The organism is Vibrio sp. SBT000027 (assembly GCF_963894355.1).
GTDB lineage: Bacteria > Pseudomonadota > Gammaproteobacteria > Enterobacterales > Vibrionaceae > Vibrio > Vibrio splendidus.
Map to the genome: position 1 here is coordinate 26,263 of NZ_CAWQGD010000004.1, position 20,942 is coordinate 47,204.

Genomic DNA, 20,942 nt, shown 5'->3' on the forward strand with positions numbered 1-20,942 from the left:
TAAGCTCTTCGCATCTCGTTTACTCGAATCCCGTATCTGCTCTTTATCGAACTAACCAACTCTTTGGATTCTGAGCTTGGCTGTTTCTTCGAATTTCAAAATACAGTGATGGACGCGTTTGGCCGCCAGTGTCACCAGCAAGCGCGATGGCTTCGCCCGCTTTAACCTTGTCACCTTCTTTCTTTAAAAGTGCTTGGTTAAAGCCATAGAGCGTCATATCGCCTTTACCGTGGTCAAGTAGTACCACTAAGCCATAACCACGCAAGTACTCTGCAAATACCACCGTACCTGAATAAACAGACTTAACTTGCTGACCGTACTTGGCGTTGATCACCATGCCTTTCCAGTTTATTTGACCCGTTTGGCGTGAGCCGTAGTTATGCAGAACTTTGTCTTTGATTGGCCAAGGCAGTTTGCCTTTACGTTTGGCTAACCCATCCATAGGGATTGCATTACGTCTCTCGCGAGCAGCTTTTTCCGCTTTCGCTATTTCAGCTTTTAGGCGAGTTTCATTGCGCTGAAGCTCCGCCAAGTAACTCTTATCACCCGAGATGTTTTTCTTGATGCTGCCAACCGTTTTCTTACGCTGCGTTTGAGTCTGAGATAACTTATCGCGCTTGGTGGTTTGCTGTTTTAACAATGTTGCTATCTGTTCTTGCTCAAGTTGACGCTGCTTATGGCTCTCTTCTAGTTCAAGTTGCGTCTGTTCAATCGTTTTGATTGTTGCGGAGCGCGCTTTGGCAAGGTGTTGGTAGTAGTGACTGATGCGATCTTCTTCCACACCTGTGTTGAGGATGTGAGAAGACGCTTTAGCTCGACTTGTCATGTAGTAAGTTTGAATCAGTTGCTCTAACTTGTCGGTATGGATTTTTTTCTGAGCCGTAAGCGCTTTAATCTTGGTGTCTAAGTTGGCAATATTTGCATTGGCCGTATTGAGCTGCTTTTTACTGTCTAGTATCGCTTTTTCAAGCGACACAATCGACAGCTCTTGTTTCTTGAGGTTTGCCTGTAGGCTATCGAGTTTTTTCTGCTGTGAGGAAAGGTTTTTTTGTTGGCGAGAGATTTCACTCGATACGCCTTTCAGTTCCCCCTGAGAGGCGGCAAATGACGATGTAGATAAAAGAGCAGCGCAAAGGCTGGTAGATATCAGAAGAGTCCGGCTAATGGCTCGAATTTGTTTCATCATTATCGTCATTTAGTTGTATTCATCTGCTCTTAATTTTTCGAATTTCGCTGAATCGAATCCCGCATCTGCTTTTAAATCCCATCACCATGGATGAAGTTCTGAGAGCGACCGTTGAACCCTTGATCCATATCCAAAGAGGGTTTGTCGGTTTTCGGTTTTCCGACAATTTTTGCAGGAACGCCAGCGACTGTTGTATGAGGTGGTACGGCTTGTAGAACCACAGAGCAAGAACCAATCTTCGCCCCTTCACCCACTTCAATGTTGCCGAGTATTTTAGCGCCGGCACCAATCATTACGCCTTCGCGGATTTTAGGGTGACGATCGCCACCTTCTTTACCGGTACCACCAAGGGTCACGTCTTGAAGAATCGATACATCATTTTCAACGACGGCTGTTTCACCAATTACAATGCCTGTCGCGTGGTCGAGCATGATCGCTTTACCGATACGAGCTGCCGGGTGAATATCCACTTGGCATGCAACAGAAATTTGGTTTTGTAAGTAAGTGGCAAGTGCGATACGGCCTTGCTTCCACAACCAGTTAGCCACTCGGTAACCTTGAAGGGCGTGGTAGCCTTTCAGATAAAGCAGAGGCATCGAGTACATCTCGACCGCAGGATCTCGATTTACCGTCGCGCAGATATCACAAGCGGCAGCATCAATAATAGATTGGTCCTGCTTGAATGCTTGTTCAACCACTTCACGCACCGCCATTGCTGGCATTGAAGCCGTCTTTAGCTTGTTTGCTAGGATGTAGCTAAGTGCTGCACCTAAACTTTCATGGTTGATGATCGTGGCATGATAAAAACTCGCAAGCATAGGCTCTTGCTCCGACTGCTGTCGAGCTTCCTTCACAATGCATTGCCAAACTTTTTGTTGTTCACAGTGTTTCATTTTACCATCCATTATTTTTAAGGGGCAGATGCGAGTGAGCTTAGAAGTACAGATTAGAGTCGCGAGATGCGAGTAACGAAAAGCATATCCGTCGAACTTTGAATGTGCTCTTCATCTTTCGTATCTCGTTTATCCGAATCTCTCTACTGCTCTTGCGTTACCAATATCCCGTATCTGCTCTTACTATCTTTCTGACTTCTTGTCTCGTGCAAGTAAATCTTGTGCTGCTAAGTGTGCATCTTTCCCTTGATACAACACTTGATAAATTTGTTCAACAATTGGCATCTCAACGCCCATGCGTTCTGATAATAACCAAACTTCTTTGGTGTTGCGATAACCTTCAACGACTTGGCCAATTTCTTCTTGTGCGGTATCGACATCTTTGCCTGCGCCAAGTGCCAAACCAAAGCGGCGGTTGCGTGATTGGTTATCAGTACAGGTGAGTACTAAGTCACCCAACCCAGCCATACCCATGAAGGTTTCTGGTTGCGCGCCAAGAGCTGCACCTAATCGGCTCATCTCAGCTAAGCCGCGAGTGATAAGTGCGGTACGAGCATTAGCACCAAAGCCAATACCATCCGACATGCCTGCGCCAATTGCGATAACATTCTTGACTGCGCCGCCAAGCTGCATACCAATGAAATCTGAGTTTGCGTATACGCGGAATGTTTTACCGCAGTGGATCTTCTCTTGCAGCTCTTCTAGGAAAACTTCATCAGGTGAAGCGACAGAGATAGCCGTTGGCATACCCATCGCTAACTCTTTGGCAAAAGTAGGGCCTGATAGAACAGCCAGTGAGTAACCATCACCAAGTACATCGTGAGCGACATCTTTAAGTAGGCGACCTGTTTCTGGCTCTAAGCCTTTGGTCGCCCAGCAGATACGAGAGTTCTCTGTTAAGTGAGGCTTAAGGCTATTTAAAACGATACCAAACACGTGGCTTGGAACGACAACCAAAAGGTCTCGGCTTGAAGTCACGGCTTTTTCTATATCTGACTCAATAATTAAGCTGTCTGGAAAAGCGATATTTGGTAGAAACTCATTGTTCGCACGCTCAGATTCAAGGCGAGCCATATGAACAGGGTCATGTCCCCAAAGAACAACATTGGCACCGTTACGCGCTAGAGAGATCGCTAAAGATGTCCCATAAGAACCTGCGCCAATCACTGTCATCGCAATGTCTTTACCGTAAGCGCTATCTTTACCGTAAGCGGCTGTCGCGTGAGTCGGGCGAGTTGTTTCTGTCATGCTTCCACCTAAAAATAATGAGGGAATTCGAAGAGTTCTTGAGATGTTTTCTAAATTAAGAAGAAAAAGCTCTCTATCAAAATACAGTGTAAATAAAAAATGCACATCGCAGAAGCTGCGATGTGCATTTAAAAGCTAACTATTTAACGAAAACTAGCTATCTAATAAAAGCCCAGCTTCTTAAAAATAAGCGATTTGAGCATTAGTCAGAGTAGTTCTATTTCGAAACTTAAGCTCTACTTGAAAACCTAAGCTCTATTTGAAAACCTAAGCTTGCTCGCCTTCAGTTTGTTCAGCTTGCTGAGCTTGGTTTTGTAGGTAGTTCATGAACAAAGCATCAAAGTTTACTGGCGCTAGGTTCAGTTGTGGGAACGTACCTTTAACCACTAGGCTAGAAATCGTTTCACGAGCGTATGGGAACAGGATGTTCGGGCAGAATGCACCTAGGCAATGAGCCAGTTGACCAGCTTCCATTTCGCTTGCAGAGAAGATACCGCCTTGTTGAACTTCACAAAGGAATGCAGTGTCTTCTGCGTTCTTAACTGTAACAGTTAGACGTAGGATGACTTCGTAAACGCCTTCGCCAAGTTCACGGCTTTGAGTGTCTAGGTCCAGTTTTACATCTGGGTTCCACTCTTTTTGAAACATGTCTGGAGAGTTTGGCGCTTCGAAAGATACGTCTTTTAGGAAGATACGTTGGATTGCGAAGTTTTGTTGTGCGTCTTGTTGTGCTGCTTCAGCCATTTTCTTGTCCTTAAAAATTTTAAATTAGACTCTGTTCATTATATTTATCGAACAAAGCCTGAAAGTTAGTTTATCGGTCAGCCGCTTCTTGCCTTTAACCTATTTCTTACCTTTAACCAAAGGAAGGTTAGCTTCGCTCCAAGCCACTAAGCCGCTTTTCAGTACGCTTACGTTTTCGAAACCTGCTTTAACCAGTAGGTTAGCGCTTTCTTGAGCAGTTTGACCTGTCTTGCATACTACGATGATTGGGTCTGCTTTGTGGCTTTCAAGGCTACCAAAGCTATTTGCTTTGATATCTGACGGCAAAATGTGAACTGCGTCCGTAATATGGCCCTTTTTGAACTCATCCTTAGTACGAATATCAACCACAATGCCGTTTTCACGGTTAATCATATGTGTGGTTTGCGCTGCCGTGATCTCTTTGTAGGCTGCGTTTGATGTCTTGATAACGTTCGCAATGATGGCAACAACCAAGCCGATCCATACGACGGCTAAAATCATATTCTCTTGAACAAATGGAACTAACTCTTGCATATCTTGAACTCTTATTCGTTATTGGGCGAAAAACTATAGGTCAGGAGTATAGCGAGAAAGGATATGAGAATACAGAGGAAGGCGTTGTGGAACTCAGTGTTACCTCTCTTTCTTAGTACTTCGTATTTCGTTCACTCTAATCCCGTCCCCCCTCTTGGTCTTTTCGCATCCCACTATTCCGTGATTCCAGAACTGAGGAAAGAAGTATCTTGCCATACTGTTTTTCTCAGCCTAGCGTAGCTATTTATCTCTTGCTTAACCGTCACTTGCCGCCCCCTCCATCTGCTTTTTGTCCTTTCACATGCGCTTCGGTTTGCGACAGCGGCCTACCAAGTTCGACCTCTCCATGGCGATGAATAACAAAGTGATACCCCACATCGCGCCAGCCTTTCCTTTTATGTCATCGGCGAATCTCAGCCACATCAATATCTTGCTTTGGCGGTGTAGCGCTGTAATGCTCCGTAGTAAAAGAGAACTCCGGAAAGCAAGGAATACGGAGTAAATCTTTGAGCATATTGGCTACTTCGTCAACGACTGGCTGCGTAGAAGCCGTAAAGCCAGGTTTATCACCATTATCTAAACAAACAAGGACGGATAAACAGGCGGCATCTACACCAACAAGATTTTCAGCATCAATAAAGGCAGCTAAATCAAGAATAACAGCGAAGCTTAAACAAGCCGTGCAAGCGATAAAGTCCGAACAAGCAATATCATCTGAACAAGTGGTACCGGCTACCTAGCCAATGGTTCCTCAACAACCCACGCTCGTCACTCAGCCTTACAGGTGAGTTACTAGCCATACGGACTAACACGCACAGAAATCAAAATGTTATTTTCGGTAAACAATAACCAAAGCTTCGTATAGCTCTACCGAAACGGTAACATTTATTGATATAGAAAAACGCTACTTTATAGGACCCCAGTACTTGCGAAACGAGCAATGTTTTCGTTGGGTGAGTAAGTGGTCACAGGCTGGCAAGTTAGACAAAGGAATACGCTGGTTAATACACACGTATGTTGCTAAAATTGACATTAGAATGCTAATTAGAACCGTATGGAACTGCTTAAAAGTAGTACCATCTTGCCTTTGGGAGCCAAACCTAGGGGCGGTAGCGTAACCAAATTCGAATGAATGGCAAACCTAAAGGTTGAACAAAAGTCGTTTTGTGGCCTATCAGGGCGGTTTTTTTAAAGTAAGCAAAATCTAGGCTTTATAAGGGATGGGCGAAAGTCGACTGTCTTAAAATGAATAAAAAGTGTTTCAGTGTCTTAAAATTGACCGAGACTAAGCACTATAAAAATCAATTATTTAATTTAACCTGCCGGTTGGAAACTTCATAAGATGACTAAGAAAAAAATCCTTACGGTTTTTGGCACACGTCCAGAAGCCATCAAAATGGCACCTCTTGTTCATGCTCTAGTGGCAGATGATCGCTTTGAAGCAAAGTGCTGTGTAACCGCTCAACACCGTGAAATGCTTGATCAAGTTTTAGAGTTGTTTGAAATCACGCCAGACTATGATTTGAACTTAATGAAAGTCGGTCAAACGCTCAACGAAGTCACCGCGCGTATTTTGTTAGAGCTTAAACCAGTACTAGAAGATTTTAAACCTGATGTGGTTTTAGTGCATGGTGATACTGCTACGACGTTTGCCGCTAGCCTAGCTGCTTACTACGAGCAAATCGCAGTAGGTCATGTGGAAGCTGGTCTTCGTACCGGCAACATTTACTCACCGTGGCCTGAAGAAGGTAATCGCCGATTAACGGGCGCGTTAACCAAATATCACTTTGCACCAACTCAAACATCAAAAGAAAACCTTTTAAAAGAGAACTTTAATCAAGAAGATATTTTAGTAACGGGGAATACCGTAATTGACGCTTTGTTAATGGTAAAGAGCAAAATTGATTCTGATAGAAATTTGAACGCCACGCTTTCTGCTCAATTCCCGTTCTTAGATGAAAACAAAAAGTTAATTTTGGTTACCGGCCATCGCCGTGAAAGTTTTGGTGGCGGTTTTGAGCGCATCTGTGAATCGCTTGCTATCACCGCTAAAGCGTACCCAGACACGCAAATCCTATATCCGATGCATTTAAATCCAAATGTCCGTGAACCCGTCAATCGTATATTAGCGGGTATCGATAATATTCATCTTATTGAACCTCAACAGTATCTGCCATTTATTTATTTAATGAGTCGCGCGCATATCATTTTAACCGACTCGGGTGGTATTCAAGAAGAAGCCCCTTCTCTAGGTAAGCCGGTATTGGTAATGCGCGATACGACCGAGCGGCCAGAAGCGGTTGGTGCGGGTACGGTTAAATTAGTTGGAACTGATGTAAATATGATTACAGCGAACTTACAGATTTTATTGACTGATAAAGCTGCATATGAAGCAATGAGTTTTGCACACAACCCATACGGGGATGGGCAGGCTTGCAAAATAATTTTGAACGAATTAGCAAAATAGAACTTTAGGGAAGCATAATGTCTTTTGAAACAATTTCAGTTGTAGGCTTAGGTTACATCGGGCTACCGACCGCAGCAATGTTTGCATCAAGAAAGTTAAGAGTGATTGGGGTAGATGTTAGCCAACATGCAGTGGACACTATTAACCAAGGTAAAATACACATTGTTGAACCTGATCTTGATATGCTAGTGCAGGCAGCCGTAACTGAAGGCTACCTAAAAGCGGTTACAAAACCTGAGCCTGCAGATGCATTTTTAATTGCTGTGCCTACTCCTTTCAAAGAATGTGCTAAAGGAGAAGTTCCTGAGCCAGATCTTCGTTATATTGAGGCTGCGAGCAAAGCAATTGCACCTGTTCTAAAAAAAGGTGATTTAGTTATTTTAGAATCAACATCTCCTGTTGGTGCGACTGAGCAGATGGCTGACTGGCTGGCCGAAGCTCGTGCTGATCTAAGTTTTCCACAACGCGTTGGTGAACATGCGGATGTAAATATTGCACATTGTCCTGAGCGTGTTTTACCTGGTCATGTTGTTCGTGAACTAGTTGAAAATGATCGAGTAATTGGTGGTATTTCAAAACGCTGTTCAGAGCGTTCAGTGGAGCTATATAAAAACTTTGTTGTGGGCGACTGTGTTATTACTAATGCACGTACTGCAGAAATGGCCAAACTAACCGAAAATAGTTGTCGTGATGTGCAAATTGCTTTTGCGAATGAATTGTCAGTTATTTGCGATAAGTTAGATATTGATGTGTGGGAATTAATATCTTTAGCTAATCGTCATCCTCGAATCAATATCTTACAACCAGGGCCAGGCGTAGGTGGTCATTGTATCGCAGTTGATCCCTGGTTCATTGTTTCAAAAACACCAGTTGAAGCACAAATTATACACACAGCGCGAAAAGTGAATGATGCAAAGCCTGAATGGGTCATTAATAAAGTAAAACTAGCTGTTGCAGAGTTTCTACAGGCAAACCCGACTAAAACAGCTTCAGACGTACGTATTAGCTGTTTTGGTCTCGCATTCAAACCTGATATTGATGATTTGCGAGAGAGCCCATCATTATCGATAGCGCAAAAAATTGCAGCAGAGCACCCTTCAGTAGTTAGTTTTATTGAACCAAATATATCTAAACTTTCTTCTTCATTTTCTAATAATGCAAAACTAGTTGAATTAGATGAAGCAATTAATAAAACGGACATAGCTGTCTTGTTAGTTGATCACTCAGAGTTTAAGAAATTACAAAAGCTACCAGAGAACCTCGTTATTGTGGATACAAAGGGAGTATGGGCATAATGAAAATTTTAGTTACTGGTGGTGCAGGCTTTATTGGCTCAGCAGTTATTCGACATGTTATCAGTAATACATCGAACAGCGTTATAAACGTTGATAAGCTCACTTATGCGGGTAACTTAGAGTCACTTGTCGATGTTGATTCAAATGAACGTTATGCATTCGAGCAAGTAGATATTTGTAATCGTTCAGAACTTGACCGTGTTTTTGCTGAGCATAAACCGGATGCGGTAATGCACTTAGCTGCAGAGTCGCATGTTGATCGTTCTATCACAGGTCCTGCTGCATTTATTGAAACGAATATAGTTGGAACATATACTTTATTGGAAGCTACGCGCGAGTACTGGAATAAACTTGAAGATCAAGCTAAAGCAGAGTTTCGCTTCCATCATATATCTACAGATGAAGTTTATGGTGACCTTTCTCACCCTGATGAAGTTCCTGAGGGGACTGAGCTCCCAATGTTCTTGGAGACGACATCCTATGAACCATCTAGCCCTTACTCTGCCTCAAAAGCATCAAGTGACCATTTAGTTCGCGCATGGCTGCGTACTTACGGCCTGCCAACTATCGTCACTAACTGTTCAAACAACTACGGCCCGTATCATTTCCCTGAAAAATTGATCCCACTGGTTATTCTTAATGCGTTGGAAGGAAAAGATCTTCCTATATACGGAAAGGGTGACCAAATTCGTGACTGGTTGTTCGTTGAAGACCATGCTAGAGCGCTCTATAAGGTAGTGTCCGAAGGTAAAGTAGGAGAGACCTACAATATTGGTGGTCACAATGAAAAGCAGAATCTTGAAGTTGTAAACACTATTTGTGACATCCTTGACACGTTAGTTCCAAAAAACACTAAGTATGCCGGGCAGATAACATATGTACAAGATCGCCCAGGTCATGATCGTCGCTATGCTATTGACTCATCTAAGATGCAAAGAGAATTAGGTTGGACACCGAAGGAGACTTTCGAAACGGGCCTTCGTAAGACAGTGCAATGGTATTTAGATAACTCTAAGTGGTGTCAAAATGTGCAAGATGGTAGTTACCAACGCGAGCGCCTAGGTGTAGTAACAGGAGATATAAAGTAATGAAAGGTATTGTATTAGCTGGTGGTTCGGGAACGCGTCTATATCCTATTACTAAAGGAGTTTCTAAACAGTTATTACCTGTTTATGATAAACCGATGATTTACTACCCACTGTCGGTATTAATGCTTGCTGGCATTAAAGATATTCTAATTATTACAACTCCTGACGATAAAGATGCTTTTGTTCGCTTGCTAGGAGATGGTAGTGATTTTGGTATTAATTTAAGTTATGAGGTTCAAGAGAGTCCTGATGGTTTAGCTCAGGCATTTATTATTGGTGAAGAATTTATCGGTGATGATTCTGTTTGCTTAGTACTAGGTGATAACCTCTTCTGGGGACATGGCTTCTCTCCACTTCTATTAAAAGCTGCTTCTAAAACTTCTGGAGCGACAGTTTTTGGCTATCAAGTTCAAGACCCTGAACGGTTTGGTGTTGTTGATTTTGATGAAAATATGAAGGCGTTATCAATTGAAGAGAAACCAGTCAAACCAAAGTCCAAATTTGCTGTAACAGGCTTGTATTTCTATGATAACGATGTTGTTAGTATTGCAAAACAAGTACAACCATCGGAGCGTGGAGAGCTTGAGATAACAAGCGTTAATCAAGCCTATCTTGAAAAAGGCAAGTTAAATGTTGAGCTGTTAGGGCGAGGGTTTGCTTGGTTAGATACTGGTACGCATGAATCACTATTGGATTCGGCAATGTTTGTTGAAACGATAGAAAGGCGTCAAGGTTATAAAATTGCTTGTTTAGAGGAGATTGCTTTCAATAATGGTTGGCTGACTAAAGAACAAGTAGAGATATTAGCAAGGCCGATGATGAAAAATAGCTATGGTCAATATTTGAAAAATTTATTATGACTAATGAAAAATTATAGTTCGTAGAAGCCTTCAAAAGTATTCCTTCTAGGTCATTAATGGTCTACCCCACCCCTCGATTGATTGAGGTGCTTCGATGAACTCTACTCCAGCGTAGAGTGTTTTTTCTGATAAAGTCATTAAAGAATCACAAAAATTACAGGACATGTTTTATGAAAAAAATACTGTTTTTAGTTTCGGGTAATGGTGGTAACTTAAAGTTTGTTCATAATTACTTTAATCTAATGCCACAATCTCAGGCTGAGTTTTACTGTGTGTCTGATCGGGATTGTGGTGGGTTAACATTTTGTGAAGAAATAGAAATAGAGTCATATAAAATAACATATTCAAGAGCTAACCCTCAAAATCTACAACGTATAATTAGCTCAATAAATCCAGATGTTATAATCACTAATTGGCATAAAATAATAGACCCTGATACGATTAATTTATTCCGTGACAAATTTATTAACCTTCATTACTCTTTACTGCCGTTATTCGGTGGCGTTATTGGTGTAGCACCTATTGAAAAAGCGTATTCAAACAAGTGTAAGTTTTCTGGTGTGACTTGTCATCAAGTAGATGAGGGGGTCGATACCGGGGAAATAATTTCTCAAGCAATATTTAAAACCGACATTCCTATTACGGATGCATTTGATAAGTCATTTCGGGCTGGCTGTATAATTCTATTGGATTCTATTTTTAAAATTCTTGATTATAAAGTGGAAATAAGCGTAGAGCAATACGAAGGAATTTTATTCTCTCCAGAAGTTAATTTGGATTTGAGTTGTATTGATGAAACTTTTTGGAATAAGATTAAATGAATAAAAAAATAGCAATTATTGGTGCAAATGAATTTCAACTTGATTTAATACTCAAAGCTAAGAGTAAAGGTTATGAGACACATGTTTTTGCATGGGAAACAGGTGATGTAGGAGAGTTTGAAGCAGATTATTTTTACCCAATAAGCATTACAGATAAAGAAGCTATTTTAGAAAAATGTCGAGTGATTGGCATTGATGGTGTAGTTAGTATCGCGTCTGACCTTGCCATTATAACCGTTAACTTTATTGCAAATAGATTAAATTTAGTTGGAAACTCACCAAGGTGTAGCGAACTAACGACGAATAAATATCTAATGAGGCAAGCATTGTTCAATGCAAACCTTCCAGTACCTCTTTTCCAATTAGTATCTTCGACAGAAGAGGTTGATAATCGTAAATTAAGTATACCCTCTATTGTAAAGCCGATAGATCGTTCTGGAAGTCGTGGAATTACATTAATTAATTCTCTTGATGAATTGGATTATGCGATTAAAAAAAGCCAAGAGTGTTCTTTTGTAAATGATATTCTTATTGAAGAATTTATTGATGGCCGTGAGTTTAGTGTTGAGAGTATTTCTCATTCCGGTAAACATCAAATATTACAAATTACAGAAAAATTTACAACAGGCTCTCCTAGTTTTATTGAAAGAGGTCATTTATCACCCGCCAGGATTAGTGTTAGGGAAAAGTCGCTAATATGTAAAGTTGTAACAGATGCTTTAAATTGTTTGGAAGTCAGGTATGGTGCGTCACACTCTGAAATTAAATTAGACTCTAATGATGAGGTTAAAATAATTGAGGTTGGCGGGCGTATGGGGGGGGATTTCATTGGCTCTTATTTGGTCGAAAATAATACTGGTTTTGATTTCACTAATGGAGTCGTCGATATAGCCGTAAATACTGACTTTCACTTTCCTGAAGGTAATGATTTAGACAATGCGGACTATTGCTCCATGGTAGTGTATTATTTTTCTTCGGAGGAGTTCGATTGTTTATCGAAAATTGAAAGCATGAAAGATGTACAAATTATAAAAACTCAAAAGAATAAAAATTTTAATGGCGAGGTTACCAGTAGCGCAGAAAGGTTTGGCTATTCTTTCATAAACACCCCTTTTTCTGAATTGCCTTCTATATTGACTAAGTTAGGGATATAAAATGATTAATTTTAACAAACCACCGTACACAGGTAATGAAGACCAATATGTTTTGGAAGCAATGCATAGTGACCAAATGTCAGGTGATGGGAAGTTTACGAAACTTTGTCATCAATGGTTTGAGCAAGTACTTGGCTGTGATAAAGCTTTATTGACGCCTAATTGCACACAAGCCTTGGAAATGGCAGCTATTCTCTTAAATATCGTACCTGGTGATGAAGTCATCATGCCTAGTTTCACCTTTGTGAGCACGGCAAATGCATTTGTGCTAAGAGGGGCAAAGGTGGTGTTTGTCGATATTCGACCTGATACAATGAACATTGATGAATCGTTGATTGAAGCAGCTATCACACCAAAAACTAAAGCTATAGTAGTGGTGCACTATGCTGGTGTGGCGTGTGAAATGGATGCAATAATGGACATAGCTGCTAAAAATCAATTATATGTTGTTGAAGATGCTGCCCAAGCGATGATGACAACTTATAAAGGTAAATATTTAGGAACTATTGGTCATATAGGTACATTTAGTTTTCACGAGACAAAAAATTATACGTCTGGTGGTGAAGGCGGATTATTGATTGTAAATGATTCTAAGTTTTCTGAACGAGCTGAAATTATTCGTGAAAAAGGAACTAATAGAAGTTTGTTCTTTAGAGGTATGGTTGATAAATATTCTTGGGTTGATTTAGGCAGCAGTTACTTACCCAGTGAAATTCAAGCCGCATATCTTTGGAGCCAGTTGCAAATCGCCACTTTGATTAATGACAATAGATTAGCTACATGGCGACGTTACTATACAGGCTTAACGAAGCTGAATGAATTGGGTTTTATTGATTTACCTAGTATCCCTGTGGAAATTAATCACAATGCGCATATGTTTTATATTAAAGTTAAGGATATTAATACGCGTTCTTCATTGATCTCATTCTTAAAATCTAAAGGTATAATGGCAGTATTTCACTATATACCTCTACATAGTTCTTCTGCAGGGGGGAAGTATTCGAGTTTCATTGGATATGACTTACATACTAGCAGTCAGAGTGAAAGGTTGTTACGCTTACCTATTTATTATGGGATGACTATAGAAGATGTAGATAAGGTCATTTCTGAAGTTACTTGTTTTTTTTCTGATAGGGCTTGTACAAGTGCCTAAAAAAATACTTCATGTGTGTTATTTGGATAAGTTCATTCCTGCTTTTGTACGCCTTGTTCGTAATGAATTAACTGTAAACAAACATCGCTTTATTACATTTGGGTCAAATGTGGATAACTATCCAATCGAAGCGGGTGAAGACTTAGAGTATCTTCAAGGTAAGCTGCTACGAAATTTCAAAATTGGTTATGAAATGAACCAAGCGGATGAAATTGTTTTACATGGTTTATTTGATTTGGGGACAATTTTGTTATTAGTGGCACAGCCTTGGCTGCTAAAGAAGTGTTCATGGGTCATGTGGGGCGGGGATATATATCCTGATGCGCCCGGCAAAAATGCTCCCTTATTACTATCGGTAATGCATCATACTTCTGAGTTCTGTAAAAGAATCATTGCGCCTCGTATAGGTAGATTGGTTACTTGCGTAGAGGGTGACTTAGTGCATGTTCGAGAAAAATATAAGGCTAAAGGTCAGTATGTATATTGTCTAGTGTACGAAAGTAACTGTTTTGACAATAGTTTGCAATTGGCTAAAAAAGAATCCTCCCTTCCATTATCTATTCAGTTGGGAAATTCAGCAGATCCAGAAAACAACCATGAAAAAATTTTACATCGCTTAAAGCATGGGGTCCCATCTTCCTATACATTGTTTGTGCCGCTGTCATACGGAGATCAAACTCACGCGAAACATATTTCGGGTGTTGGTAAGAAAATCCATGGTGATTCATTTGTACCTATGTTTGAGTTTATGTCCCTAAAAGAATACCGAGAATGGCAGTCCAATATTGATATTGCAATATTTGCACATAATCGCCAACAAGCCATGGGGAATATCATTACGTTATTAGGCCTTGGTGTTACTGTGTATATGAACCTTAATGTTTCTTCAGCGAAATATTTCTTAAGCTTAGGGCTTGTGCTTGGAGACATTAATGATGAAGAAATAGTAAGGCTACCTGAATTGTCGTTAAAAAATAATAGGGACATTATCAGTCGTGCCTTCTCGAAAAAAACACTGGTTAGTCAATTAGCGTCGTGGATAGGAAATTAAATGATAAAGGAGAAGCCACTACTTAATCGAATATTATCATTCTCAATAGGTCCAATTGGCCTGGCTGCTTTGAGTTTGCTGTCTGTCCCACTTACGGCATGGATTTTTCCACCTGAAATAATAGGAAAAATGAATTTTGTCGTAATGTTTTCAAGCTTCTGCTTGTTGGTTTTATCTCTCGGATTAGATCAGGCATATGTCCGTTTTTATTATGATGAAGACGATTCTCCCCGGTTATTAATGCAAACCTTTCTACCTGGTTTTATATTTCTTTCAGCAGTTATGTCGGTTTTCGTTTTGTTATTTCCTTGGTCTCAGGGATGGTTTGGAGTTGAAGGCCTAGTTCCAATGCTTATTATTGTTACTTACGCCATTCTTCTCTTTATTTATAGAAGCTCAAGTATGATTTTGAGAATGGAAAGTAAAGGATGGTTGTTTTCTATAACTCAAATATCGATTAAACTTATAACAGTATTGGTTTTGCTCTATTATTCGTATTTTCTTTCAGAAAAAGCCTTTATTTGGTTATTATTGGCTCAGATAATGGGGGTTCTCTTTGCTGTAGTAGTTTCAGTAATTGTTACACGGAAAGAGTGGCTATTAGCGATGAAAGCTAAGTTCAATAAATCATTTCAAGTCGAATTATTGAAGTTTTCCTTACCTTTGGTTATATCCGGTTTGTCTTTCTGGTGTATGACCTCATTAGATCGAGTTTTTATTAAGCATTATCTGGGGTTTGATTCATTAGGTATATATTCTGTAGCTATCAGTTTTTCTGGTGTGGTATTAGTATTACAGAGCGTTTTTTCAACAATATGGGCGCCAATGGTTTACGAGTGGGCTGCAAAAGGTAAAGGTTTAGAAAATGTGGATGCGGTGACAAGATGGATGACTTTTGCCATCGGAAGTCTCTTTTCTCTCGCCGGTCTTTTATCGTGGCTGCTACCATATATACTCCCTACTGAGTACGCAAGTGTTGAGTTCCTGCTTGTTGCCTGTGTTGCTTACCCATTATTTTATACCTTATCAGAAGTTACTGTTGTGGGAATTAACTTAGCGAAAAAAACTAAATTTATCATGATTGGTTCTGTTTTAGCATTATTAATTAATATTTCTCTTAATTACATTCTCGTTCCGGCTTATGGTTTAAAGGGCGCGGCTTCTGCAACTGCTATCTCATTTTGGTGCTTTTTGATTATTCGTACAGAGTTATCATGTTATTTTTGGAAAAAGTTACCTAGAGCATCTATTTATTTAGTTTCAACTTGCTGTTTAGTCTTGTCTGTAATGCATGTTTTTTTTGCAAAGTTATATTTTAAAGAATTTATGATACTTTGGCTTGTGTTTGGTCTTGCTTTAGTGGCTAAAAGCTTTGTGTATTTCAGAAAGCAAAGATCTCTTTGGGTTATAGATAAATGAGTAATTCTATTTTTAATTATAATGTTTATTGGATGAGCGAAAGTTTTGAGTAATACGAGTGCAATTAAATTTAGCAAATATAGTATATTAATTTTTGCTATAACTATAATTATTTCTATTGCGTTATCGTTAATTTCGAGTAATCGTAGTGACGTAAATAAATACAGAAATGATACGCCTGTTTATAGTGAACATTTTAGTTGTCTTGTGGAAAATGGGAAAGATTGTTCGTCTATTTTAGGTGGGTTGGATTATGGTTATGGTATTGTTGCAAATTTATTAGAGAAAGTCTCTTTCCACAGTTTCTTTATATTTAAATTTTTGGTTACTTTTGTCATTTCATTTCCAATTTTGTATTTTGTATTAAGTAAATCGATCAGTCCACTTTTTTCTTTAATTTTCCTATTGTCTGATTATCGCTTCTATGAATATTTTTCAAATGTTCTTCGACATGGTCTAGCTCTCTCTTTCTTCTGTATTCTCATGTTGTTTTTTAGTCGTCATAATTGGAAGTATTTACTTTCATTTATCATTGTTCCATTGACCCATTTGTCTACCAGTGTTCTATTGCTAATCCCCTTTACTAAGGTTAGGGGCTATTTTATTCTTGGTGTGTTAGCTACTAGTATTTTTGGTGTTATGTTTTTTGTACCACTAGGTGAATATTTTAATAGTTACTTGCCATCTAAAATTCAGTATTATATCAATAATAGTGAAGGATTTAAATTCTCTTCACCTATTCAGTATACCGTTATGTTTTTTTTAACACTGGCATTATACAAAAAATTCCACCATTCAAAGATTGCTTTTGCGAATGCAATTATTGTTTTATTTTTAACATCTGTTTTTTTTAATTCAATTGGAATGGGGTACAGGTTTATATCTTTTTCGTTACCGTTTTATGCAATATTATTTCCATCTATGGTGAGCATTATTTCTAAGTCGTTTGGAGTGTTTTCAAAGCAAGTTTATATCACATCTAGTTTAATATTCTCTATTTTGTTAATGTTATTGTTTATAAGAAACTATGCTTTCATATATTTACATTTGTCGTAGTTGTTTGAGGTTTTTATGGATTTTTTAAAAATTGATCTCCCATCGTTGGGGGATGAGCGTGGAGGTTTAGTTGTCGCTGAATATGGCAGCCATATCCCCTTTGACATAAAACGTGTATATAGCATATTTGAAACCAAATCTGGTGTTAGGCGTGGTTTTCATGCGCATAAACAACTCATTCAGGCAGCTATCGTTTTAGCTGGGTCTTGTCGTTTTCTTTTAGATAATGGTACCGAAAAGGTAGACGTATTGATTGATAGCCCGACACAAGCATTGATGATCGAGCCTTTGGTCTGGCACGAAATGTATGATTTTTCTGATGATTGCGTACTATTAATGCTGGCTAGTGACCTATACGATGAATCTGATTATCTAAGAGAATATGACCAGTTTTTAGCCTTTTGTAACAACAACGTTGCATGATTTAATGAAATTTTTTAAAGGAGTTGGCAATGATTAAGTTTTTAGATTTACAGTTAATGAACGAGCAGTATTCATCGCAACTCATTGAGGCTTCTGCCCGTTTGATCAAATCTGGTTGGTATGTTCTTGGCCCAGAAGTTGATAATTTTGAGAAGCAATTTGCAGAATTCTGTCAAGTCAAACATGCATTAGGTGTTGCCAATGGGTTAGATGCGTTGTCATTGATTTTTAGAGCCTACATTGAAATGGGCTATATGCAAAAAGGAGATGAAGTCATTGTTCCTGCTAATACTTATATCGCCAGTATCCTGGCAATAAGTGAAAATGGCCTCGTTCCTACTCTTATTGAACCTGAATTGGGAAGTTATAATCTAGACCCTGGTTTAATACAGGCTAGTATAACAGATAAAACCAAAGCTATTTTATCTGTCCATCTTTATGGGCAAGTTACTAAAGCCAATGAAATAAAAGAAATTGCCACTAAGCATGGCCTTAAAGTAATAGAAGACTGCGCTCAAGCTCACGGTGCTTTATATGAGGGAACTCCTGTAGGGTCTTTATTTGATGCTGCTGGTTTCAGTTTTTACCCTAGTAAAAACTTGGGGGCACTTGGAGATGGTGGAGCTATAACCACTAATGACACAAAGCTTTTAGAGTGCTTAAAAAAACTACGAAATTATGGTTCATCAAAAAAATATGTGAATGAATATAAAGGTTGTAATAGCAGGTTAGATGAACTGCAAGCTGCATTTTTATCCGTTAAGCTAAAGGGTTTGACTGCTGATACCAATATAAGAAAGAAAATTGCGTCTAGATATTTATCTGAGATAAATAATAAACATGTAACTCTTCCATATTGCAGCGATGAATCAGCACATGTGTGGCATCTGTTTGTATTACGTTGTGATAACAGGGACCTATTTATTGAACACATGAATAAAAATAATATTGAAGTTTTGATTCATTATCCTATCCCTCCTCACAAGCAGGAGGCTTATTCCGATCTTAATGAACAATCGTTTCCGATTACAGAGCTGATACATGACACTATTGTAAGTATTCCAATGAGTCCGGTAATGAAAGACAGTGATGTGAATTTTGTTATTAACGCCGTTAACAGTTATGTCCCTTTAGATTAATTCTGAGTTCTAATATATGAATATCTTACAACTATCATTAGTTTGCGCTCCCAATTGGACCCATGGTGGCCCCCCAAGAATCATGGCCGACTATGCTAATGGTTTAGCTAAAATGGGGCACAGAGTTACCATTTATACACCAAAAGAAAATAAGCCATTAGAAGGTGAACAGTGGTCAGGTTTTGAAGATGGTGTAACCGTAAACTATTTTGAAAAATATAATGACTGGCGAAGATCTTTCTATTTTGATTTTTCTTATAATGAAATATACCAGTATTTAGTGGATAACGTTAATAATATAGATGTTATTCACTTACCACAAACTCGCTCTTTGTTAAATGTTATTGCGTTAAAGTTTTCGAGAGAATTCAATGTGCCCATTATATTGCACTCCTTCGGGTCTCTACCATCAAGGGCTGGATTTATTAAGTCTATTTACGATAAATTGTTCGTGTTTCCTATGGTGAAAAGTGCGGCTTTACTATTAGGGCAAACAAATAACGAATTATCAGTTTATCGACAATTTGGTGGAAAAGAGGAAGCAATTAGGCTTCTTCCACTTGCTGTTGCTAAATCTGGTATTCCCCATTTAACTGATGTGAATATTGTTAGACAAGAATTTTGTCAGAGATTTAACATAGAACCAGATCATAAGCTATTTTTGTTTTTAGGAAGGTTACACCCAACCAAAGGGGTTCCTCTTTTGGTTGAGTCGTTCATTGAAGCTACAAAAAATGATGAACAATGCACTCTGATAATAGTAGGGAATGACGAGGGTGTAGAAAATAATGTTCGTTCTATTATTGCTAAGAACGATGCTGATAGAAAAGTACGTCTATGTGGACCTTTGTATGCAGATGATCGTTGGGCTGCTTACCAGACCGCTGATGTCTATGTAATTTCACCTAATATCTTCGAAGAAACACCCTTAGCGGCTGTTGAGGCATTATCTACTTCAACGCCAGTTATAACAAACTTAAAAGCTGAACTGCCTTGGTTGGATGAGTATAAGGCTGGAATTGTCATGAAAGCTGATACCCAGCGTGAATTACATACAGCAATAACTCAGTTTGTTGAAATGAGTGAAGATGAATTAATGAATTACGGAAATGCGGCCTATAATTTGTTTTCAGATAAGTATGAACTAACCGCGATTTGCGAACAACTTGATAGCTACTTATCGAGTATTGTTACCCTTGACGTAAAGTAGAGTTATAAGTAGGTAAATTAGTGAAAATTTTCATTATTCAAAATACACTCAGTGCATATAATATTCCGCTATTTGATCATATAGGTAAGCAAGAAAACATTGAGCTGTCTGTTTTTTGTGCATCTTCTGAATTGTCTAAGAGTGCATATAAATATGATCACTCTGTTTTGAACTTTACCATTGTAAAGTCCCACCGTGGCTTAATAGGAAATATGTTCAACTCTGTAGGAGTGCCTGGTCCAAGTTCCGACTTGATTGAAAATATAGAGTCTTTTAAACCTGATGTTATTGCTATCGATGGCTTGAGTAGTGTTGGAAACGCTATGCAACTGTTTATTTCATCTATTGGAAAAAAGTATCCAGTAATTTGGTGGTCACTTGGTGCAATTCCACATCGCGATAATAACATTAGATCTAAAGTCGGTGATGCAATACAAAAATTCTGTTCAAATAAGGCGAGTGCCATTTTTTCGTATGGTACTTATTCTAAAAAATATTATGAGTCACTGGGAGTGCCAAGTGAAAACATTATTGTTGGCCATAATACAATAGATGAGCAAGATGTTATCAATAATATTAGTTCCATATCTGAATATGACTTAGCAGCTTTAAGAGATGAGTTATCTATTAAAGATTCAGATAGAGTGAGTGTATATTGCGGTCGAATGCTCATACAGAAAAAAATTGACTTATTGTTAACAGCTTTCAGCCAGTTACAGAGTTCGAGACAGCCAAGCCATATGCATTTGGTGTTAATTGGCGATGGACCTGAACGTGAAAATTTAGAAAATTTAGCTTCTGAGTTGGGTATTATTGAATCAGTCTCATTTGTTGGTGCTCAACACGCAAAGCTTAGTAATTATTTTCTATTAGGTGACTTTTGTGTTTTACCCGGTCTTGGTGGTCTTGCAATTAATCATGCATTTGCGCACTCACTCCCTGTAATTAGTGGCCCTGCCGATGGGACTGAACTAGATCTAGTCATCACTGATGAGACTGGGATCTACCTTGATTTTGTGAATGTTGATAGATTAAAATTTTCTCTGCAACGTTTATTTGACGATACTGACCTCTGTAGAAGTATGGGTAGAAAGGCAAATGAGCTAGTGATAGGTGAATACTCATTAGAAAATTATGCGAGAAGGTTTATAGAAACTGCGGAACGTTGCAGTAAATCAATTTGATGATACTCATTATTTGG

At 38.9% G+C, this 20,942-nt stretch carries 19 protein-coding genes and 1 pseudogene; 14 read left to right on the forward strand and 6 right to left on the reverse strand.

Going from position 1 to position 20,942, the window contains the following annotated elements:
- Positions 1-43: 43 nt before the first annotated feature.
- From AACU28_RS09970 to AACU28_RS09995, 6 genes and pseudogenes are all read right to left on the reverse strand, one after another.
- The gene (locus tag AACU28_RS09970; protein ID WP_121602869.1) at positions 44-1,195 is read right to left on the reverse strand and encodes a murein hydrolase activator EnvC family protein; all 1,152 of its coding nucleotides are present in this window, start codon (positions 1,193-1,195) and stop codon (positions 44-46) included.
- 62 nt (positions 1,196-1,257) lie between these two features.
- Complete coding sequence (gene cysE / locus AACU28_RS09975; RefSeq protein ID WP_009847961.1) at positions 1,258-2,079, reverse strand: serine O-acetyltransferase; 822 nt, start codon at positions 2,077-2,079, stop codon at positions 1,258-1,260.
- A 183-nt stretch (positions 2,080-2,262) separates the two neighbouring features.
- Positions 2,263-3,327: an NAD(P)H-dependent glycerol-3-phosphate dehydrogenase gene (gene gpsA / locus AACU28_RS09980; protein WP_102482941.1), complete on the reverse strand. Its 1,065-nt coding sequence runs from the start codon at positions 3,325-3,327 to the stop codon at positions 2,263-2,265.
- 267 nt (positions 3,328-3,594) lie between these two features.
- A complete protein-coding gene (secB, locus tag AACU28_RS09985) occupies positions 3,595-4,071 on the reverse strand; it encodes a protein-export chaperone SecB (RefSeq protein ID WP_004733234.1) in 477 nt (158 codons plus the stop codon).
- A gap of 99 nt (positions 4,072-4,170) precedes the next feature.
- Positions 4,171-4,605 carry a rhodanese-like domain-containing protein gene (locus AACU28_RS09990; protein WP_102482942.1) on the reverse strand — a complete coding sequence of 145 codons (435 nt, stop codon included), beginning with the start codon at positions 4,603-4,605 and terminating at the stop codon, positions 4,171-4,173.
- A 271-nt stretch (positions 4,606-4,876) separates the two neighbouring features.
- Positions 4,877-5,110 (reverse strand): annotated as a pseudogene (locus tag AACU28_RS09995) (N-acetylmuramoyl-L-alanine amidase); the annotation flags it as partial.
- 837 nt (positions 5,111-5,947) lie between these two features.
- Here AACU28_RS09995 and wecB point away from each other — a divergent pair.
- The 14 genes from wecB (at position 5,948) to AACU28_RS10070 (ending at position 20,925) form a co-directional block, all read left to right on the forward strand.
- Positions 5,948-7,072, forward strand: a complete 1,125-nt coding sequence (wecB, locus tag AACU28_RS10005; RefSeq protein ID WP_121602870.1) for a non-hydrolyzing UDP-N-acetylglucosamine 2-epimerase — start codon at positions 5,948-5,950, stop codon at positions 7,070-7,072.
- 17 nt (positions 7,073-7,089) lie between these two features.
- Positions 7,090-8,367: a UDP-N-acetyl-D-mannosamine dehydrogenase gene (wecC, locus tag AACU28_RS10010; RefSeq protein WP_121602871.1), complete on the forward strand. Its 1,278-nt coding sequence runs from the start codon at positions 7,090-7,092 to the stop codon at positions 8,365-8,367.
- A complete protein-coding gene (rfbB, locus tag AACU28_RS10015; protein WP_121602872.1) occupies positions 8,367-9,455 on the forward strand; it encodes a dTDP-glucose 4,6-dehydratase in 1,089 nt (362 codons plus the stop codon). Before wecC ends, rfbB begins: the two co-directional genes overlap by 1 nt.
- Positions 9,455-10,315 (forward strand): glucose-1-phosphate thymidylyltransferase RfbA, encoded by an 861-nt coding sequence (rfbA, locus tag AACU28_RS10020; protein ID WP_121602873.1) that lies wholly within the window; start codon positions 9,455-9,457, stop codon positions 10,313-10,315. The genes rfbB and rfbA overlap by 1 nt, the downstream gene beginning before the upstream one ends.
- Positions 10,316-10,485: 170 nt before the next feature.
- Positions 10,486-11,136, forward strand: coding sequence for a formyltransferase family protein (locus tag AACU28_RS10025; protein ID WP_121602874.1), 651 nt, complete (start codon positions 10,486-10,488; stop codon positions 11,134-11,136).
- Positions 11,133-12,290: an ATP-grasp domain-containing protein gene (locus AACU28_RS10030; RefSeq protein WP_121602875.1), complete on the forward strand. Its 1,158-nt coding sequence runs from the start codon at positions 11,133-11,135 to the stop codon at positions 12,288-12,290. Before AACU28_RS10025 ends, AACU28_RS10030 begins: the two co-directional genes overlap by 4 nt.
- Position 12,291: 1 nt before the next feature.
- Entirely contained in the window at positions 12,292-13,443 is a 1,152-nt protein-coding gene (gene rffA / locus AACU28_RS10035; protein WP_121602876.1) for a dTDP-4-amino-4,6-dideoxygalactose transaminase, read from the forward strand.
- A gap of 22 nt (positions 13,444-13,465) precedes the next feature.
- Entirely contained in the window at positions 13,466-14,494 is a 1,029-nt protein-coding gene (locus AACU28_RS10040) for a TDP-N-acetylfucosamine:lipid II N-acetylfucosaminyltransferase (protein WP_147434304.1), read from the forward strand.
- Positions 14,495-15,913 carry an oligosaccharide flippase family protein gene (locus tag AACU28_RS10045; RefSeq protein ID WP_121602878.1) on the forward strand — a complete coding sequence of 473 codons (1,419 nt, stop codon included), beginning with the start codon at positions 14,495-14,497 and terminating at the stop codon, positions 15,911-15,913.
- 45 nt (positions 15,914-15,958) lie between these two features.
- Positions 15,959-16,969: an EpsG family protein gene (locus AACU28_RS10050; RefSeq protein ID WP_121602879.1), complete on the forward strand. Its 1,011-nt coding sequence runs from the start codon at positions 15,959-15,961 to the stop codon at positions 16,967-16,969.
- A 15-nt stretch (positions 16,970-16,984) separates the two neighbouring features.
- Positions 16,985-17,392 (forward strand): sugar 3,4-ketoisomerase, encoded by a 408-nt coding sequence (locus tag AACU28_RS10055; protein WP_121602880.1) that lies wholly within the window; start codon positions 16,985-16,987, stop codon positions 17,390-17,392.
- 29 nt (positions 17,393-17,421) lie between these two features.
- A complete protein-coding gene (locus AACU28_RS10060) occupies positions 17,422-18,531 on the forward strand; it encodes a DegT/DnrJ/EryC1/StrS family aminotransferase (RefSeq protein ID WP_121602881.1) in 1,110 nt (369 codons plus the stop codon).
- 16 nt (positions 18,532-18,547) lie between these two features.
- On the forward strand, positions 18,548-19,741 hold the full coding sequence (locus tag AACU28_RS10065; RefSeq protein WP_121602882.1) for a glycosyltransferase: 1,194 nt from the start codon (positions 18,548-18,550) through the stop codon (positions 19,739-19,741).
- Between the two features lie 20 nt (positions 19,742-19,761).
- Entirely contained in the window at positions 19,762-20,925 is a 1,164-nt protein-coding gene (locus AACU28_RS10070) for a glycosyltransferase family 4 protein (protein WP_121602883.1), read from the forward strand.
- Positions 20,926-20,942: the final 17 nt, after the last annotated feature.

Excerpts from the sequence above, each read along its gene's own strand:
- AACU28_RS09970 (WP_121602869.1), bottom strand. The coding sequence starts at position 1,195 with ATGACGATAATGATGAAACAAATTCGAGCCATTAGCCGGACTCTTCTG.
- cysE (WP_009847961.1), bottom strand. The coding sequence starts at position 2,079 with ATGAAACACTGTGAACAACAAAAAGTTTGGCAATGCATTGTGAAGGAA.
- gpsA (WP_102482941.1), bottom strand. The coding sequence starts at position 3,327 with ATGACAGAAACAACTCGCCCGACTCACGCGACAGCCGCTTACGGTAAA.
- secB (WP_004733234.1), bottom strand. The coding sequence starts at position 4,071 with ATGGCTGAAGCAGCACAACAAGACGCACAACAAAACTTCGCAATCCAA.
- AACU28_RS09990 (WP_102482942.1), bottom strand. The coding sequence starts at position 4,605 with ATGCAAGAGTTAGTTCCATTTGTTCAAGAGAATATGATTTTAGCCGTC.
- wecB (WP_121602870.1), top strand. The coding sequence starts at position 5,948 with ATGACTAAGAAAAAAATCCTTACGGTTTTTGGCACACGTCCAGAAGCC.
- wecC (WP_121602871.1), top strand. The coding sequence starts at position 7,090 with ATGTCTTTTGAAACAATTTCAGTTGTAGGCTTAGGTTACATCGGGCTA.
- rfbB (WP_121602872.1), top strand. The coding sequence starts at position 8,367 with ATGAAAATTTTAGTTACTGGTGGTGCAGGCTTTATTGGCTCAGCAGTT.
- rfbA (WP_121602873.1), top strand. The coding sequence starts at position 9,455 with ATGAAAGGTATTGTATTAGCTGGTGGTTCGGGAACGCGTCTATATCCT.
- AACU28_RS10025 (WP_121602874.1), top strand. The coding sequence starts at position 10,486 with ATGAAAAAAATACTGTTTTTAGTTTCGGGTAATGGTGGTAACTTAAAG.
- AACU28_RS10030 (WP_121602875.1), top strand. The coding sequence starts at position 11,133 with ATGAATAAAAAAATAGCAATTATTGGTGCAAATGAATTTCAACTTGAT.
- rffA (WP_121602876.1), top strand. The coding sequence starts at position 12,292 with ATGATTAATTTTAACAAACCACCGTACACAGGTAATGAAGACCAATAT.
- AACU28_RS10045 (WP_121602878.1), top strand. The coding sequence starts at position 14,495 with ATGATAAAGGAGAAGCCACTACTTAATCGAATATTATCATTCTCAATA.
- AACU28_RS10055 (WP_121602880.1), top strand. The coding sequence starts at position 16,985 with ATGGATTTTTTAAAAATTGATCTCCCATCGTTGGGGGATGAGCGTGGA.
- AACU28_RS10060 (WP_121602881.1), top strand. The coding sequence starts at position 17,422 with ATGATTAAGTTTTTAGATTTACAGTTAATGAACGAGCAGTATTCATCG.
- AACU28_RS10065 (WP_121602882.1), top strand. The coding sequence starts at position 18,548 with ATGAATATCTTACAACTATCATTAGTTTGCGCTCCCAATTGGACCCAT.